Origin of the sequence: Rhodococcus sp. BP-160, assembly GCF_019836205.1 — a bacterium.
Lineage (GTDB): Bacteria > Actinomycetota > Actinomycetes > Mycobacteriales > Mycobacteriaceae > Rhodococcoides.
Genome location: NZ_JABUEK010000001.1, coordinates 366109 through 383143, shown reverse-complemented (window position 1 = coordinate 383143; position 17035 = coordinate 366109). Strand labels below are relative to the sequence as shown.

The 17035-nt window shown below is 70.2% G+C and carries 17 protein-coding genes; 11 read left to right on the top strand and 6 right to left on the bottom strand.

From position 1 onward, the window contains the following. The first annotated feature begins 2 nt into the window (after nucleotides 1-2). Together HQ306_RS01700 and HQ306_RS01695 are read left to right on the top strand one after the other, a co-directional pair. Nucleotides 3-638 (top strand): response regulator transcription factor, encoded by a 636-nt coding sequence (locus HQ306_RS01700; protein ID WP_222628611.1) that lies wholly within the window; start codon nucleotides 3-5, stop codon nucleotides 636-638. After that, nucleotides 635-1591 carry an endonuclease/exonuclease/phosphatase family protein gene (locus tag HQ306_RS01695; RefSeq protein ID WP_222627307.1) on the top strand — a complete coding sequence of 319 codons (957 nt, stop codon included), beginning with the start codon at nucleotides 635-637 and terminating at the stop codon, nucleotides 1589-1591. Before HQ306_RS01700 ends, HQ306_RS01695 begins: the two co-directional genes overlap by 4 nt. A 34-nt stretch (nucleotides 1592-1625) precedes the next feature. On the opposite strand, the gene HQ306_RS01690 is transcribed toward HQ306_RS01695, so the two are convergent. Continuing rightward, the gene (locus HQ306_RS01690; protein ID WP_308115391.1) at nucleotides 1626-2876 is read right to left on the bottom strand and encodes a serine/threonine-protein kinase; all 1251 of its coding nucleotides are present in this window, start codon (nucleotides 2874-2876) and stop codon (nucleotides 1626-1628) included. Nucleotides 2877-3062: 186 nt separating this feature from the next. Between HQ306_RS01690 and HQ306_RS01685 the strand changes: the two genes are divergently transcribed. The 6 genes from HQ306_RS01685 to HQ306_RS01660 all read left to right on the top strand — a co-directional run bounded on the left by HQ306_RS01685 (nucleotide 3063) and on the right by HQ306_RS01660 (nucleotide 9092). Next, nucleotides 3063-3869 (top strand): hypothetical protein, encoded by an 807-nt coding sequence (locus tag HQ306_RS01685; RefSeq protein WP_056442476.1) that lies wholly within the window; start codon nucleotides 3063-3065, stop codon nucleotides 3867-3869. Continuing rightward, complete coding sequence (locus HQ306_RS01680; protein WP_222627305.1) at nucleotides 3866-5443, top strand: DNA polymerase Y family protein; 1578 nt, start codon at nucleotides 3866-3868, stop codon at nucleotides 5441-5443. The genes HQ306_RS01685 and HQ306_RS01680 overlap by 4 nt, the downstream gene beginning before the upstream one ends. Next, a complete protein-coding gene (dinB, locus tag HQ306_RS01675) occupies nucleotides 5440-6675 on the top strand; it encodes a DNA polymerase IV (RefSeq protein ID WP_222627303.1) in 1236 nt (411 codons plus the stop codon). Before HQ306_RS01680 ends, dinB begins: the two co-directional genes overlap by 4 nt. A 28-nt stretch (nucleotides 6676-6703) precedes the next feature. After that, a complete protein-coding gene (locus HQ306_RS01670) occupies nucleotides 6704-7483 on the top strand; it encodes an alpha/beta fold hydrolase (RefSeq protein WP_027503776.1) in 780 nt (259 codons plus the stop codon). A gap of 61 nt (nucleotides 7484-7544) precedes the next feature. Continuing rightward, nucleotides 7545-8093 (top strand): hypothetical protein, encoded by a 549-nt coding sequence (locus HQ306_RS01665; RefSeq protein WP_222627301.1) that lies wholly within the window; start codon nucleotides 7545-7547, stop codon nucleotides 8091-8093. Between the two features lie 42 nt (nucleotides 8094-8135). Beyond that, a complete protein-coding gene (locus HQ306_RS01660; RefSeq protein ID WP_222627299.1) occupies nucleotides 8136-9092 on the top strand; it encodes a sensor histidine kinase in 957 nt (318 codons plus the stop codon). A gap of 1 nt (nucleotide 9093) precedes the next feature. Here HQ306_RS01660 and HQ306_RS22495 read toward each other — a convergent pair whose 3' ends face one another. Beyond that, the gene (locus HQ306_RS22495; RefSeq protein WP_222627297.1) at nucleotides 9094-9918 is read right to left on the bottom strand and encodes a helix-turn-helix domain-containing protein; all 825 of its coding nucleotides are present in this window, start codon (nucleotides 9916-9918) and stop codon (nucleotides 9094-9096) included. Nucleotides 9919-9990: 72 nt separating this feature from the next. Here HQ306_RS22495 and HQ306_RS01650 point away from each other — a divergent pair, with 72 nt between their 5' ends. Genes HQ306_RS01650 through HQ306_RS01640 form a run of 3 tightly spaced genes read left to right on the top strand, consistent with a single transcriptional unit; the run spans nucleotide 9991 to nucleotide 11150 of the window. After that, nucleotides 9991-10368, top strand: a complete 378-nt coding sequence (locus tag HQ306_RS01650; protein ID WP_222627295.1) for a VOC family protein — start codon at nucleotides 9991-9993, stop codon at nucleotides 10366-10368. A 54-nt stretch (nucleotides 10369-10422) separates the two neighbouring features. Beyond that, the gene (locus HQ306_RS01645) at nucleotides 10423-10713 is read left to right on the top strand and encodes a putative quinol monooxygenase (protein WP_027503772.1); all 291 of its coding nucleotides are present in this window, start codon (nucleotides 10423-10425) and stop codon (nucleotides 10711-10713) included. Beyond that, on the top strand, nucleotides 10710-11150 hold the full coding sequence (locus HQ306_RS01640) for a 6,7-dimethyl-8-ribityllumazine synthase (protein ID WP_027503771.1): 441 nt from the start codon (nucleotides 10710-10712) through the stop codon (nucleotides 11148-11150). The genes HQ306_RS01645 and HQ306_RS01640 overlap by 4 nt, the downstream gene beginning before the upstream one ends. Here the strand turns inward: HQ306_RS01640 and sigJ are convergent. The 4 genes from sigJ to HQ306_RS01620 form a co-directional block, all read right to left on the bottom strand. Continuing rightward, a complete protein-coding gene (gene sigJ, locus HQ306_RS01635; RefSeq protein ID WP_222627294.1) occupies nucleotides 11147-12040 on the bottom strand; it encodes an RNA polymerase sigma factor SigJ in 894 nt (297 codons plus the stop codon). The two genes, HQ306_RS01640 and sigJ, sit on opposite strands and share 4 nt — an antisense overlap. Continuing rightward, nucleotides 12037-12792: an SDR family oxidoreductase gene (locus HQ306_RS01630; RefSeq protein ID WP_222627292.1), complete on the bottom strand. Its 756-nt coding sequence runs from the start codon at nucleotides 12790-12792 to the stop codon at nucleotides 12037-12039. Before HQ306_RS01630 ends, sigJ begins: the two co-directional genes overlap by 4 nt. A gap of 78 nt (nucleotides 12793-12870) precedes the next feature. Further along, nucleotides 12871-14880, bottom strand: a complete 2010-nt coding sequence (locus HQ306_RS01625) for an SDR family oxidoreductase (RefSeq protein ID WP_222627290.1) — start codon at nucleotides 14878-14880, stop codon at nucleotides 12871-12873. 35 nt (nucleotides 14881-14915) lie between these two features. Continuing rightward, entirely contained in the window at nucleotides 14916-17030 is a 2115-nt protein-coding gene (locus HQ306_RS01620; protein WP_222627288.1) for an MMPL family transporter, read from the bottom strand. Nucleotides 17031-17035: the final 5 nt, after the last annotated feature.

Below are 17035 nucleotides of genomic sequence, written 5' to 3'. Positions count from 1 at the left end.
CCCTGCGAGTCTTCCTGGTCGACGATCACGGAGTGTTCCGGTCGGGGGTGCGCGCGGAACTGGGGCGCGAGACCGACATCGAGGTGGTCGGTGAGGCCGGGGGCGTCGCGGACGCGGTCCACGGTATCGACGAGATCCGTCCCGACGTCGTCCTGCTCGACGTGCACATGCCCGACGGCGGTGGGGTCGCCGTTCTACAGTCCATCGCGGAAGGCCCGGTGTGCCTGGCGCTCAGCGTGTCCGACGCCGCCGAGGACGTCATCGCCGTGATCCGCGCCGGTGCTCGGGGTTACGTCACCAAGACCATCTCGGGGTCCGATCTCGCCGACGCGGTGCGCCGCGTCGCGGGCGGTGACGCCGTGTTCGGACCGCGGTTGGCGGGGTTCGTCCTCGACTCGTTCACCGGTCGCTCCGCGGCACCGGAACCGCCGCTCGATCCGGAGCTCGACTCCCTGACGCCGCGCGAGATGGAGGTGCTGCGTCTGCTCGCCCGTGGCTACACCTACCGCGAGATCGCCGAGACGCTCTTCATCTCGATCAAGACCGTCGAGACCCATGCCTCGAACGTGTTGCGGAAGACGCAGCAGTCCAACAGGAACGCCCTCACCCGCTGGGCACACCGACGGCGCATCGAATGAGGGCCCGTGCGGTCGCGGCCGTCGTCGTCGGCCTCGGTGGGCTCGCCGCGGGTCTGGTGGCCGTCGTCTCGTCGATGCTCGAGACCCGCAGCATGGTGGTCGTGGGTCCCGCTTCCGCGGCGCCGATCCTGTTGTGCGTGACCGTCGTCGGAGTCCTGGTGTGCCTGCTCGCGCGGCGGTGGTGGATCGCCGCGGCGTCGGCCGTTCTCCTGGGGTCGGCCGCAGTGGTCGTGGTGCCGTTGTACGTACCGGGCGCCGCGGGAGTCGCCGATGCCGCCCCCGGTGAGCCGCTGCGCGTGATGCAGGCGAACGTCAAACTGGGAGAGGCGGATCCACAGGCACTGGTGGCGTCGGTGCGGGAGCGCCGCATCGACGTCCTGACCGTGCAGGAGCTCACCGAGGAGTCGGTGGGGGCGTTCGACTCGGCCGGGCTCTCCGCCGCGTTGCCCTACCGGTTCGTGGCGCCGTATCAGGGCGGCGCGGGCGCCGCGATCTACAGCCGGTTCCCGCTGTCGAACGGCCGGGAACTGCCCGGTTACCTGCTCGCGAGCGTGACGGCAGATCTCGATGTCGGTGCGGCGCAGCCGCTCCGGGTCTACGCGGTGCATCCGGTGCCGCCCTGGCCGACACCCACCCCGGTGTGGGCGTCGGAGCTCGACATGCTCGGTGACGAGTTGGCGCAGGCGTCGCCGGGAGCGGTGATCGTCGGCGGTGACTTCAATTCCACGCACGCGCACAAGCGGTTCCGCGATCTGCTCACCGGTGGATACGTGGACGCCGCGGACGCTGTCGGTGCAGGGCTGATCCCGACCTACCCGATGGACACGTGGTACCCACCGGTGGTCGGGATCGACCACGTCGTGGTGCGGGACGCGCAGGTGCGCTCGCTCGAGCCGGTCGACATCGTGGGATCGGATCACCGGGGGCTCGTCGCGACCGTCGACGTCCCCTGACCCACCTCGATCTCTCGCCGGGGTCGGGAGCGGGTCAGAGCACCAGGAGCAGGACGATGAGCAGGAGCAGCACCGCGCCACCGATCGCGAGGTAGAGCGGTAGACCGGCGGGGGCGGTGAAGGACTTGGGTTCCTTCGTCTCGAACGCGGGCGGCGAGTACGTCGGGCGCGGAGCCGGTCCGGGTGCCGGCGTGGTGGACGCCGCCGTCGGACGCGGAACCCGATCCAGAGGGGTGGCGGTGTCCGCTGCCGGGAGCCCCGTCATGGTGCGGCCGTGGATGCGTTCGCCTCGCCGGGAGGTGCCCGGGACTCGGGAGCCGCGCAGCGCCCAGAACGGGACCTGACCGTCGGCCGCTCGCAGCGGGTGGTTGATCACCGATCCGGCGTTGCCGTTCTTGCCCACGGCGAGGGTGACGAAGCGGGTGCGGACCTCGGCCATGGTGGGGCGGCGCGCGGGGTCGGGTTCGAGCATGTGCAGCAACGTGGCCGTCATCGGTCCGCTCTTGCGCGGTGGGATGATGCGCCCCCCGGCGACGCGGTGCAGCAGGGCGATGGAGTCGGCGTCGATGCCGAAGGGTGGTTGTCCCTCGGTCGCGGTGTACAGCGTGGCGCCGAGCGAGAAGACGTCGCTGGCCTCGGTGGGGTCCGCGCCGCGCGCCACCTCGGGTGCGAAGTACGCGGGGGTGCCGGTGATGACGGCGCTGTTCTCCTCGTGCGTGTCCGTCTTGGCGCGCGAGATGCCGAAGTCGCTGATCTTGACCATGCCCAGCGCGCTGCCGCGATCGGCGACCAGGATGTTGCCCGGCTTGATGTCGCGGTGCACGATGCCGGCGGCGTGGGCGGCGGTGAGGGCGTCGGCGATCTGGGCACCGATCTGGATGACCTCGTCCGGGGGCAGCGACTCGGCGATGTTGAGGGCCATCGCGAGGCTGCGGGCGGGGAGGTACTCCATGATGAGCCAGGGCTCGCCGCTGTCGAGTGCGACGTCGTGCATGGCGATGGCGTGCGGGTTGTTCAGCTGGGCCGCCATCCGCCCCTCGCGCATGGCGCGTTCGCGGATCTCGCGGGCGGCCTCGGGGGTGAGGTCCACGGTCGAGGTGGCCTGTTTGACGGCCACCTTGCGGCTGAGCAACGTGTCGCTCGCGAGCCACACCGCGCCCATTCCGCCGCCGCCGAGCTTGGAGTCGAGTCGGTAGCGACCGGCGAGGAGGTAGTCGGGTCCGATGACCGGTCGCGTGCGCCCCGAGCCGGCCACCGCTCCGCTGGGCTGCTGGTGATCAGTCACGGTGTTCGAGGTTATCGGACGAGCCGATCGAGTGCCGGGCAGGGCTGTCACCAGGACGTTTCCGGGCGTCTTGACGTTCGAACGGGCAGCGGCTTTACTGGTGTGAGCGTTCGAAAGTATGTTCGAATTCTCGGTCTTCCCCCGGGTCTCCAACGCAGTCTCGACCGTCCCGACCGGGGAGTGAGTATGCCTGTTTCCGTTGATCTCGAAGGCCTCGAAGGGCTGTCCCGCACCGAGCGGATCGAGTTCCTGCGGCGTCGTATCCGGTCCTCACCTGCGCGTGTGGCCGATGCCCCCGCTCCTGCCGCACCGGTCACCCTCACGGCCACCGCGCCTGCCCCGGATCCCGCGCCGGCCCGGGTCCGCCCGGTTCTCCCGGTCCCGGAGGCGTTGTCGGCGCTGCTCCCCGAGGGTGGGTTGGCCCGCGGCACGGTGGTCTCGGTGTCCGGCGCCGGATCGTTGCTCCTCGGGATCCTGGCGTCGGTCACCGGATCGGGACGGCACGCCGCCGTCATCGGTCTGCCGCGGCTGGGACTGTTGGCGGCGTCGGAGATGGGGGCGCATCTGCAGCGGGTGGCGCTGGTCCCGGATCCCGGGCCGGACCCGGTGGAGGTCGCCGCCGTGCTGCTCGACGGCATCGATCTGGTGGTGCTAGGGCTGGGTGGCATGTCGGTGCCGCCGTCGCGAGCGCGGGCGGTGGTCGCTCGGGCGCGCAACAAGGGCGCCACGCTGATCGTCACCGACGGACGCTGGGACGGCGCCGAGCTCCGGTTGGACGCCCGCATCCGCGGGTACGGCGGGCTCGGCTCGGGGGCCCGTACGGGTCACGGCCGGGTGCGCGCCGTGCATCTGGGCGTCGAGGTGCAGGGCCGTGCCGTCCGGCCGCGGACCGGCCGGTTGACCCTGACGTCCACGGGCGACGGGGTCGAGTGGGGATCGGCCGACTCCGCCGTGTCGCATCAGGATCCGGTGCTGGAAGCGCTGCCGTCGTGAGCACCGACCGTCGGAGCCGGGTGCTGGCTCTGTGGTGCCCCGACTGGCCGGCCGTGGCCGCTGCCGCCGCGGCGGAGATCCCGGCCTCGTCGCCGGTGGCGGTGGTCTCCGCCAATCGTGTCGTCGCCTGCTCCGCGACGGCACGCGCCGAGGGGGTCCGTCGCGGCGGCCGACGCCGTGAGTCTCAGGCCCGCTGTCCGGAACTGTATGTGGCGCGGGCGGATCCGGATCGTGACGCGCGACTGTTCGAGCCGGTCGCCTCGGCGGTGGACGAGGTGGTGCCCGGTATCGAGGTGCTGCGGCCCGGCCTGTTGCTGCTGTCGGCGCGCGGTGCGGCGCGGTACTTCGGTTCGGAGGAGGCCGCGGCGGAGCGACTGGTGGACACCGTCGCGGCGGTCGGTGTCGAGTGCCAGGTGGGGATCGCCGACGAGGTGTCGACGGCCGTCGTCGCGGCTCGGCACGGCGCGATCGTGCCGCGGGGGAGCGGCGCGCAGTTCCTGGCTCCGCTCCCGGTGGCCGAGCTGTCGGCGGAACCGTCTCTCGCGGCGCCGGAGCGGGTGGACCTGGTGGATCTGCTGGTGCGGCTGGGTCTGCGCACGGTGGGGGACTTCGGGGCACTGTCACCGGTGGACGTGGCCTCCCGCTTCGGCACCGACGCGGTCCTCGCGCACCGCAGCGCGCGAGGTGAGCTGGAGCGGCCGCCCTCGGCGCGCGTGCTTCCTCCCGATCTCGAGGTCGAGTACCGCTGCGACCCTCCGATCGATCGCGTCGACGCGGCGGCGTTCGCGGGTCGCGCCCTGGCCGAGAGACTGCACGTGACGCTGTCGGCCGCGGCCGTGGCCTGCACCCGGTTGCTGGTGCAGGCCACCACGGCCAACGGTGAACACCTCTCCCGCACGTGGCGATGCGCGGAACCGCTCACTCCCGAGGGCACCGCGGATCGCGTGCGATGGCAGCTCGACGGCTGGCTCACCGGCCGCAGTGAGAACAAGCCGACCGCCGGCATCGTCCTGCTGCGTCTCGAGCCCGTGGAGGTGGTGTCGGCGGGTGCGCTGCAGCTGGGACTGTGGGGCGGAGTCGGCGACGAGGACGAGCGGGCCCGCCGCGCCCTGGTGCGGGTGCAGGGTCTGCTGGGCGGCGACGCCGTCCAGGTGGGTGTGCTCAGCGGTGGTCGGGGGCCGGGTGAGCGCGTGACGATGCTGCCGTGGGGCGACGAGCCGGTGCCCGATGCTGATCCCTCCGCTCCGTGGCCCGGCCGGTTGCCGTCCCCGTCGCCCTCGGCGCTGATGCCGACGCGTCCGGAGATCGCCGTGACCGACGAGTCGGGAGTGGCGGTGCAGGTCACCGAGCGCGGCATGTTCGATCGCGTGCCCGGCCGGGTCGACTGGGGATCGCGGAGCTGGGTGCTGCACGGCTGGGCGGGACCGTGGGCGGCGGACGAGCGGTGGTGGGATCTCGGCGCCACCTCCACGGCCCGCCAGGTGGCACGGGCGCAGGTGCTGCTGGAGGACACCCGTGCCCTGCTGGTCCTGCACGACGGTGGACGATGGTTCGTGGAAGGGATCTACGAATGACGGCGGAACGCGCACGGGAACGCACGGGCGAGGCCACGATCCTGCATGCGGACCTCGACTCCTTCTACTCCTCGGTGGAGCAGCGGGACGACCCGTCGCTGCGCGGGCGACCCGTCATCGTCGGCGGTGGTGTGGTTCTGGCGGCGAGCTACGAGGCCAAGGCCTTCGGCGTGAAGACGGCCATGGGTGGCCGGCAGGCGCGCGCTCTGTGCCCGCAGGCGGTGGTGGTGCCGCCCCGGATGGCCGCCTACTCGCAGGCGAGCAAGGACGTCTTCGAGGTGTTCGAGAACGTCACCCCGCTGGTCGAGGGCATCTCCATCGACGAGGCCTTTCTCGACGTCACCGGGTTGGCGCGGCTGTCCGGATCGCCGTCGGACATCGCTCGGGACCTGCGTCGCACGGTGGCGGAGGATGTCGGTCTCCCCATCACCGTCGGGGTGGCGCGCACCAAGTTCCTCGCCAAGATCGCCAGTGCCGTCGCCAAGCCCGACGGCCTGCTGGAGGTTCCGCCGGACCATGAGCTCGAGTTCCTGCATCCGCTTCCGGTGGAGCGCATGTGGGGCGTCGGCAGGATCACCGCCGACAAGCTGCACGCGCAGGGCATCCGCACCATCGGTGACCTCGCCGCGCACCGCGAGGGCGCGCTGGCCGCCGTCCTCGGATCGGCCGCGGATCGGCACCTGCACGCCCTGTCGAACGGTGTCGACGCGCGCCGGGTGAGCACCGGCACGAGCCGGCGGTCGGTGGGTGCCCAACATGCTCTGGGGCGTCGTCACAAGACCCCGGCGGACATCGACGCAGCCCTCGTCGGACTGGTCGACCGTGTCACTCACCGCATGCGGAAGGGTCACCGGGCAGGTCGCACGATCACGCTGCGCCTGCGTTTCGACGACTTCACGCGAGCGACGCGATCCACGACGCTGAGCCGTGCGACGGCCGACACCCACGTCGTGCTCACCGCGGCCCGATCGCTGCTGGGCGCATCGATGTCGACCATCACGATGCAGGGCCTCACCCTTGTCGGCGTGGCGGTGTCGAATCTCGAGGACGGCGCCGCGATGCAGCTCGAGCTGCCGTTCGAGACGCCGGAGGACGAGCATCCGACCATCGACCGGACGGCCCTGGACGAGGCGCTCGACGGAGTGCAGCGCCGGTTCGGCACCTCCGCGCTCACGCGCGGTGTGCTGCTCGGGCGAGAGGAGCAGACATCGGTGCCCATGCTCCACGAGTGAGGGTCGGCGGCTCTGGGAGGATGGCTCGATGATCATGACGGACGGTGTGGTGGACGCCGAGGGCGTGCGGCTGCACTATCGAGATTCCGGTGGTGACGACGTGCTGGGGTCGCCCGTCGTGCTGGTGCACGGCATGGGCGGCGACGGCCACACCTGGGACGCGTTCGCGCGCACGCTGGTTCGGCGGGGCCGCCGTGTCGTCGTCCCCGACCTCCGCGGGCACGGCCGCAGCGGACGCGCACGGAGTTACCTGTTCGGTGAGTTCGGCGACGACCTCGAGGCGCTCCTGGATCATCTCTCGCTGACTCGCGTCGACCTCGTCGGCCACTCCCTGGGAGGCCACGCCGCGACGCTCGTCGCCCAACGCCGTCCGACGACGGTGCGCAAGCTCGTGGTCGAGGAGGCTCCACTCCCCATCCGTCCTGGTGACGAGACCCCGTCGATCACGACGAAGTTCCCGTCCGCGCGCGAACTGTTGCACGCCACGACCAGCGTGATCCGACACCCCCGCGCCGTGCTGGCCTTCGATCGGTCGATGACCTCGTCCGCGCTCACCCAGTTCCGCGCCCCCGATCCGCTGTGGTGGGAGGCGCTGGCGCACATGGAGAGTGATGTGCTGTTGGTCGTGGGTGGTCCCACCGGCATGGTCGACCGCGCGCGCCTCGAGGCGATGACGGCGCTGGTGCCGCGCAGCCGGGTCGTCGCCGTGGACAGCGGCCACAGTGTGCATCGGGATCGGTTCGCCGAGTTCGACGCCGCGGTCGGCCCGTTCCTCGCCGAGCACCAGGAAACTCCCCGCGCCCTGTGAGGCGTCCAGAACCGACGACGTCCTCGCCGTCCCTGGCGACCACAGTCGTTACCGTCGGCGCATGACGGCACCCACCCAGCAGTTCACCGTGACCCGGACCGACGGCGAACTCGCTGCTCGGGCCCTGATGTACGCCGTGTCCGAGCTCAGCCTCATCAGGGTCACCGGTCAGGGCGGGGCCGCCTACGCGCAACTGCAGGTGTGTCCGTCGGGTGCGCGCTACCGGTCGGTCGTCGACGGGATGAGTCCACGCGCCGCGCGGGAGCTGACCAACGGATACCACGCCAACTTCCACCACCCGGTGCTCTACGCGGCGGCGCTGCGGCTGGGCGCCGTGCGGCTCGCCGAGCTGGTTCCCATGTCGCGGTCGTTGCGCGCGGTGCTCGTCGCCGCCCCGGCCGTCGCGGCCACCGCGGACATCACCGAGAACGTCGTCAACCTCTACCTCCACCGCGACACCCGCCGCATCACCGACACGACCGCGACAGTGTCGAGTGCGCTCAGCATCGTCAAGTGGGGCGGGACGGTGGGACCGTTGGCCTACATGACGGTCGGCTTCCTCCCGATCTGGGGCCGAGCCGTGCGGGGCCGGTTCGCACGCGGTCGATAGGACCGCACAGCCGCCGAACGATCCGCCGGTTACCGTCGTGTCATGACCGTCACCCGGCCCCGCGCGGCGACGCTGTCGCTGCGGAGTCGCATCCGACTTCTCACGGTGAGCGTGGCGGCGCTGGCCGTCGCGATCTGCTCCTTCGTGATCTACATGGTCACCGAGGACGCTCTGCGTGCGCAGCTCGCCGATCGGGTGGGCCGGGACGCCGACAAGTTGATCGCCAGTGACTCCTCCGGACTCTCGCCCGCGGCCTTCGGTTTCGCTGCCGGACCTCGCGCGGGACGCTATCTGCAGGTGGGCATCGTCAGCGAGGACGGTGACGTGTACTCCGCGTCCGGAAGTTTCACTCCGTTCGCCTCTCCCGACGGCGTGCTGGAACCGGTGGTCGCGTCGGTGGTCGCGGGGGAGTCGGACCGCGTCGTCACCGACCTGAACGGCTACGCGGTGGCCATCGAGAAGGCGCCGAGCGGGTCGACGGTGCTGGTCGGAGAGTCCTACCGGTCGCTCGACGGGGTGATGAGTGGACTGCTCCTCATCTTCGTCACGGTGGGCGGCGCACTGGTGGTGCTGGCAGGGCTGTCGGGGTATCTGGTGGCGCGGACGGGCCTGCGCCCGGTCGGCCGACTCACCCGCGCCACGCGGCGGATCACCGAGACCGGCGACCTCAGTCCGGTGGCCGTGGTGGGTGACGACGAGCTGGCGCATCTCGCCGATCGGTTCAACGACATGCTGGCGGCCCTGCAACGCTCGCGGCTCGCACAAAACCACCTCATCGTCGACGCGGGTACCGAGCTGCTGGCGCCGCTCACCGCCTTGCGCACCAACATCGAGTTGCTCATCGAGATCGGTGACCCCGATCGTGCGCCCGCGGTGCCGCTGGATCAGGATGCGGTGGACCAACTTCGGCGCGACATCGTCGATCAGCTGGACGAGGTCGCACGCCGTATCCACCGCCTCGTCGACGAGGCGCGGGAGGCGCACACACGGGACGAGTGAGTCAGGTGTCCGCCCGGTAGCGCGCGGGGGGACTACCCACCAGGGCGGTGAACGCCCGGACCAGATGGCTCTGATCCGCGTATCCGAGGTCGGCGGCGAGCGCCGCCCAGTCCACCGTGCCGTCGGTGTGCGCGGCACCCGCCACGTCCAGGAGTCGGCACCGCTGCACCACCCACTTGGGCCCGACGCCGACGTGGTCGGCGAACTGTCTCTGCAGCGTCCGCAGGCTCACTCCGGCACGATCCGCGAGCTGCTGCGCCCGGATGACGGTCGTGTCCGTCTCGGCCAGCTCCACGAGGTCCGCGATGTCGGCGGCCACGGGGTCGGCCGTCGCGGTCCGCTCGATCAGCCACGAGGACAGTCGGTCCACACACGTGGTGACGTCCGCGTCCGGGTCGAGGAGGAGACCGGCGAGTCGGCGATCGTCGGTGCCCAGCACGTCCGCGACGGTGCCGATCCGATCGGTCATCGAGCTCACGGGCCGGCCGAGAACGGGGCGGAAACCTGCGGGACGGAACGCTGCGGCGACCGTGCGCCCGTCGCCGACGAGGGTGCGCTGGAAGCGACGTCGCATCACGCCGTGCACCAGCAGCCGCGGAGCGCCGTCCCGAGATTCCGCCGTCAGATGGACCACCGGGCGCGGGACGACCTCCTGCACGTGCGGTTCGGGGCAGTGCCACTCCACCCACCAGAAGTAGTCGACGAGGGTCGCGAGGCCGTCGGGAGGGCGGGAGCGGCCGACGGTGATCTGACCCTCCGCGCGCGCGGGGTGCAGGATCGCCGACTGCGCGCGTCGGCCTGCTCGGGTCAACGGATCCTCCGTCACGGAGCGAACCGTACCGCTCGGGGTGGCGCGTTTGTTCAAGTCACGGTGTCGATCGTGAGGGAGGCTGAGGTCATGACGACGACGCGACTGGCGATGACGACCCTGGACTGTGCCGAGGTTCCTCCGGTGGCCGAGTTCTGGGCGGCGTTCCTCGGTCTGACCCAGACGATGGGTGACGGCGAGAACTACGCCATGCTCGCTCCCGCGAACGGGGGCCCGGCGCTGGGCTTCGGCCGCGTGGACGGCTATCGGCCACCCGCATGGCCGGACCCCGACGGGAGCAAGCAGTTCCACTTCGACATCGCGGTCGAGGACATCTCGGTGGCCGAGGCCCGTGCGATCGAGCTGGGGGCGACGCTCGCCGAGCCGCAGCCGGGCGAGACGTGGCGCGTTCTCCTCGATCCGGCCGGCCATCCGTTCTGCCTGACGGATGCCGCCAACTGGGGCTGACCACACGCGTGGTGAACTGGCATCGACAGCGATCCCCGACCGAACGGACGTCCCGTGGCCATCACCGCTCTGCTCGAACTGCGTCTCGATCCCGCCCGCCTCGAGGAGTCGCACCGCATCATCGACGAGACCCTCGTCGCCACCCGCGCGTTCGAGGGATGCCTCGGTGTCGAGGTGACGGCGGACGTGAAGGATCCGGCGCACGTCGTCATCGTCGAGAGCTGGGCCAGCGTCGAGGCCGACGCCGCCTACCGCGCGTTCCGGGCGACGCCCGAGGGTCGCAGTGAACTCGGTTCGATCGTCACCGCGGCGCCGGTGCTGACCGTGCTGGCGCCCGTTCGATGACGACGGACGCGACTCCCTCGGTGGCCTTCGTCCAGGCCACCTGGCATCGCGAACTGGTGGACCGGGTGCGCCAGGGTTTCGTGCGGGAGTTCGGGCGTGACGTGGACACCTTCGAGGTGCCCGGTGCGTTCGAGATCCCCCTGCACGCCAAGCGACTCGCGCTCACGGGCCGGTACTCGGCCGTCGTCGCGGCGGCGCTGGTGGTGGACGGCGGTATCTACCGGCACGACTTCGTCGAGACGGCCGTCATCGACGGACTCATGCGGGTGCAGCTCGACACCGATGTGCCCGTGTTCTCGGTGGTGCTGACCCCGCACCACTTCCACGAGCATGCCGACCACACGAGCTTCTTCGCGGAGCACCTCGAGAAGAAGGGTGTCGAGGCGGCGAGCGCGGTGGTGCGCACGCTCGCGTCCCTCGACTCGATCGGCCGCTAGCTGTCGGGTCGGTCCTGCCAGACCGAGGGGTCGACGAGCGCGAGCTTGGCTGGTGACCGGATCATGTCGATCCGCGACACCAGGCCCGTCGACGACACCTCGAACGAGACGACGCCGACCAACCCGTCGCCCGCCACGAGGGCGAGTCCCGTTCTGCCGTTCACACGGCACGGACGCACCCGCAGACCGTCTCCCGCCTTCGCCGCGATGCCGAGGAGGAATCTCGCGACGTGGTCGGCGCCGATCACGGGACGCCGTGCCGCCGAGACGACTCCGCCCCCGTCGCTGACGAGAACGACGTCGGGGTCCAACGTCGTCAGCAGATCGGCGAGCACTCCCGTACCGGCGGCACGGGTGAAGTCACGCACGGCGCCGGCATGCAGCTCGGGCGACACCGCGAAACGTGGAGCCCCCTCCGTCACGTGCCGTCGTGCACGAGACGCGAGCTGCCGCACGGCATTCGGAGTGCGGCCCACGATCCGCGCGATCTCGTCGAACGGGACGTCGAACACGTCGTGCAGGACCCAGGTCGTGCGTTCGGCCGGGGACAGCGTCTCGAGCACCACCATGAGCGCGAAGCGCACGCTCTCGTCGAGCGTCACCCGGTCGGGCGGCGAGTCGGCCGGTCCGACCAAGGGCTCGGGCAACCACGGTCCCACGTACGTCTCTCGTCGCACGCGGGCCGACCGCAGCACGTCCAGTGCTGCGCGCGAGACAGCGACCACGGCCCACGCCTCGACGTCGAGAACGGGTGACGTCGCATCGGCCGCGACCAGTTTCGGCCAGCAGTCGGACACGACGTCCTCGGCGTCGGCGTGCGAACCGAGGACGGCGTAGGCGATGCGGACCAGCCGTGGGCGGACGCGGACGAAGTCGTCGGTGACACTCACCGGGTCGAGGCACCCACGCGCGCGAGCCACTGATCGAACGTCTCGTCACCGTGCGCAGCGTCCGGACCGGGAAGGAGCCCACCGTTCGCCATGCCGCGACCCCCGGCGCCCGGCAGCCGCAGGGGGAGGACGAGACGCTTCGATCCACGCGCGCGCAGCAGCCTCCGGGCAAGATCGGGTTGGTACTCCGGGCGCGGACCGGCGTACTCCACGACCGAGGTGAGCGGTGTCCCCACCGCCAGGTCGACGATGTGGGCGGCGACCTCGGCGGTGCTGACCGGCTGACTCCGCATCGTCGGGACCATCGCGACCGGACCCGAAGTCATCGCGAGAGCCTGATCGGTGAACTCGTGGAACTGCGTCGCACGGAGGATCGTCCACGGCAGCGTCGACTCGCGTACGAGCTTCTCCTGCAGACGTTTACCGGCGTAGTAGCCGTAGTCGACACGATCGCACCCCACGATGGACAACGCCACGTGGTGACGGATTCCCGCGCGCTCACCGGCGGCCAGCAACGTCGACGTGACGGCGCCGAAGAACTTCTCGGACGCGCGCGCCGACATCGTCGTGACGTTCGCGGCGTCGATCACCGCGTCGACGTCCGTCAGTGCCCGGTCGAGCTCCGGCGTCGGCCGCACGAGATCGATTCCGGCCGATCTCGCGAGTACCACGGGAGTGTGTCCTCGCGCCCGCACCTGCTCCACCACGTGCCGCCCCGCTGCGCCCGTTCCGCCTGCCACTGCGATCCGCATGGCGTCATCCTTCCCTCGTGCGAGTCCTCGGTGGAACCCGTTCGAGAGTAGGACGAGAGAGAGCCGGCATCTGTGACATCACCAGTGGGCGCCGGGAACCCATCGTCCGGCCCGCCGCACGACCCGGGGCATCCGGAACTCGCGTCGGTTCTTCTTCGGTGCACGGGGACCGGACGACCACGAGCTGGTGTCGGTGATTCCCTTGGCGGCGGCACTGTCCGGATACGCCTTGTAGTACGACGCCAGCACGCGGTCCTTCGAGCGAGGCATCAGCAGGTTGCCCCACTCCGCGGCGGTTCCGGTGGGAACGTCGATGCGCTTGGGCTTCTCGATCAGTGCCCGCATCACCATCGCGGCGGCCTTCTCCGGCGTCTCGACCTTGTTGACGTTCTTGTTGCCGGTGGGGGCGATCATCGGGGTGTCCACGAGGGGCATGTGCACGGTGGTGAACGAGACACCGTCCGCCAGGGTCTCCGACGCGGCGACCGAGGTGAAGGCGTCGAGCGCCGATTTGCTCGCCACGTACGCGGCGAAGCGCGGCGGGTGGCTCTGCACCGAGGCGCTGCTGATGTTGACGATGTGGCCGTACTTCCGCTCGCGCATGTGGGGGAGCAGCGCGAGAATCAGGCGGAGTGCCCCGAAGTAGTTGACGGCCATGGTCCGCTCGAAATCGTGCAGACGGTCGGTCGACAGGGTGAGTGAGCGCCGGATCGATCTACCCGCGTTGTTGACGAGCATGTCGACGTGGTCGTGGTCGCGCAGGATCGCGGCCACGGTCTCGGCGACGGACGCGTCGTCGGTGATGTCGCAGACGTAGCCGTGCGCGTCGCCGCCGGTCGCCCGGATCTCCTCCACGACGGCCGCCAGCTTGGCCTCGTCGCGGGCGACGATGATGACGCGCGCGCCCTTGCGGGCCGCAGCGAAGGCAGAGGCCTTGCCGATACCCGAGGAACCGCCGGTGATGACGACGTGTCGGTCGACCAGTGGCCCGGCCGGATCGTCGCGTCGCGCCCGGTACGGGTCGAGATGCGCACGCCAGTACGACCACAGTGCGGGTGCGTACGTGCGGAACTCCGGTACGCGGGCCGCGTTCTCGCCCATCGCCTCGTTCAGTGCGGCACGGGTGAGGGTCGAGTCGAACCGGGTGGGCAGCGTGAGGTGCTCGGCCATGACGGGCGGGATGTCGTAGTTCTCGAACACCGCGTCGCGGGCGGCAACGACATGACGATTGGTCGAGCGGAGCAGCGGCGTGACGACGGAGCCGGGGATGCTCCCCACGGCGCGGGGTGCGCCGGCCGCGTCGGCGAGAGCGGAGTAGATCTCCCGCATCGGTTGCGGACGCGGGTTGACGAGGTGGAACACGCGGCCGTCGAGATCCGGGGCGTGCAGGAGGGCGACAAGCGCGTCGGCGACGTGGTCGACCGGGACGATGTTGGTCGCGCCGAGTGCGGGCACCGTCATCGGCAGGGCCGAGGGCAACTCGGCGAGGAGGGAGATGAGCCGGAAGAGGTAGTACGGGCCGTCGATCTTGTCGATCTCGCCGGTGGTCGAGTCACCGACCACTGCTGCCGGTCGGTAGACCCGCCAGGTGAGGCCCGGAGTCTCGCGGACCACCTTCTCCGCCTCGAACTTCGTGCGGTGGTACGCCGTCGGAAAGTTCTGACCGAGGTCGAAGTCGTTCTCGGTGAACACCCCTCGATGGTCTCCGGCCACCGCGATGGACGACACGTGATGCAGGGTGGCGCCGAGTGACCGGGCGAGTTCGGCGACTGCGGCCGTTCCCTGCACGTTGGTCGATTCCTGGTCCTCGCCGGCGGTCAGGTCGTAGATCGCGCCGAGATGGATCACGTGGTCGACCGCTGTCAGAGCGGACAGTGCTGAGTCGTCGATGCCGAGACCGGGTCGCTCGAGATCGCCGATCAGCGGGCGAACGCGGTGACCGGACGACTCCGCGACGCCGCTCAGGCGGTGTTCCGAGGTCGGTCGCACGAGAACGTGGACCACAGCGTTGGCGTCGCGTTCGACCAGCCGGCGCACCACGGCCCGGCCGAGGAATCCTGTGCCACCGGTGACCACGTAAGTACTCATGCGCGGACCTTACCGCGGAGTAAGTACCGGCGGTATCAGTGACCGATGCCGACTTTTTCGTGCACCTTCTTCATCCACGCGGGTGCCCACCAGTTGGCCTCGCCCATGAGCTTGACCAGCGACGGGACCAGCAGCATACGGATGATCGTGGCGTCGATGATCAACGCCAGAATCATGCCGACACCCAGGAATCGCATGATGGACAGTCCGGACATCGAGAACGCCCCCGTCACGATGATCAGGATCAACGCCGCCGCGGTCACGATGCGTCCGGTCCGCTGGGCGCCGATCAGCACCGCCTCCTCGGTGGTGGCACCGGCCGTGCGCGCCTCCACCATGCGGGACATCAGGAACACCTCGTAATCGGTGGACAGCCCGAACACGACCGCGAGGATGAGAACCACGAACGTCGCCTCGAGCGGTGCCGGTGTGACGCCGAGCAGGCCCGCCCCGTGACCCTCCTGGAAGATGAACGTCAGAGCCCCGAACGTCGCGGCCATGCTCAGTCCCGCCATGGCATCAGCCTTGATCGGCAGCACCACCGAGCCGAACGCCAGGAACAGCAGGATCAGCGTCGACACCACCATGATGGTGAGCATCACCGGCAGCCAGTTCACGATGGCGTTGTTGCCGTCGAGGACCAGGGCCGCCGCTCCGCCCACCGTCAGGTCGGTTCCGTCGGGTGCCGGGATCGCGCGGAGTTGTTGCACCACATCCTGTTGCGCTTCCTGAGACACGTCCGAGGAAAAGGTCGCGTTGATGACCACGAAGTCGCCGCTGGCCGTGCCGAACTGAACGTTGGCGATCCCGCTCACCGCGCGCGCAGCCGTCGTGACCGCATTGATGGCGGGGCCGTCCGGCCGCGCCGACTCTCCGTCCAACACGATGGTGGCGCTGTCGCCGGTGCTGCTGAAGTCCGAGGCGAGGGTTTCGAACGCGATACGCGCGGGATCGTCGGCGGGCAGCGCGGTGTAGGACACCTCGCCCAACTGGGCCTTGACCAGCGGTGCGGCAACGACCAGCAGGCCGACGATGATCAGGGTGGCGACAGCGATGGGGCGCTTCATCACCTTCGTGACGACCCCGCCCCAGAACCTGTGTGCGCGTGCATCTCCGCGATCCGAGGCGGTCCTGGACCAGGTGATGGCATTGATGCGGTCACCCAGCATGGCCAGGACGGCCGGTACAGCCGTCAACGACAGCAGAGCCGCACATCCGACGGCCGCCATCGCGCCGAAGCCGAGGGATCGGATGATGGCCTGCGGGAAGACGAGCATCCCCGCGAAGGCGCAGATGAGCAGCAGACCGGAGAAGACGATGGTGCGCCCGGCGGTGAGCATCGTGCGTCGTGCGGCCTCGTGGGACGTGGCTCCGCCCCTGAGTTCCTCGCGGAACCTGCTGACGATGAAGAGGCCGTAATCGATGGCGAGTCCGAGACCCAGCAGGCTGGCGACGTTGACGGCGAAGGAACTGATCTCGGTGAACGTGGTGAAGATGCGCAGGACGGTCAGCGCGCCGGCCACCGAGAGCGCTCCCACGATCACGGGCACTGCGGCGGCCACGACGCCGCCGAAGATGACGACCAGAAGAATCAGCGTGATCGGGATGGCGATGATCTCGGCACGGACCAAGTCTTCCTGGAGCTGGGTGTTGAAGGAGACGCCGGCGACGGAGGCGCCCGCGAACTGCGTGTCGATGCCGGCGACCTCGAGCTTGGGGAGCAACTCCGAGAACGACGCGACCGTGATGCCGCTGGCGTCGCCGAGGGTGACGGTCGCGAGTCCCTTCGTGCCGTCCTTGCTCTCCAGGAACGGCTTCTGCACCGGTCCGGCCGTCCAGTAGGAGGTGATGTCGTTCGGACCCACCTCCGCCCGGAACGCGTCGAGCACCGGCGTGACGTCCGAGCCGATGTCGTCGAGTGTGCGGCCGTCGGGCGCGGAGTAGATGACGATGATGTCCGGGGCGGCGGTTCCCAGGCCCTGGATCTGTCGGGCGACCTGCACGGCCTCGCTGCCGGGATCCTCGTATCCGCCCTGGCTGAGGCTGCCGAAGACCCCGAGTCCCCACGTGGCGCCTGCCAGAACGATGACGATCGCGGCGGTCAGGACCCACCGTGCCCGCGACACCACGAACGAAGCCCAGCGAGTCACAGAAA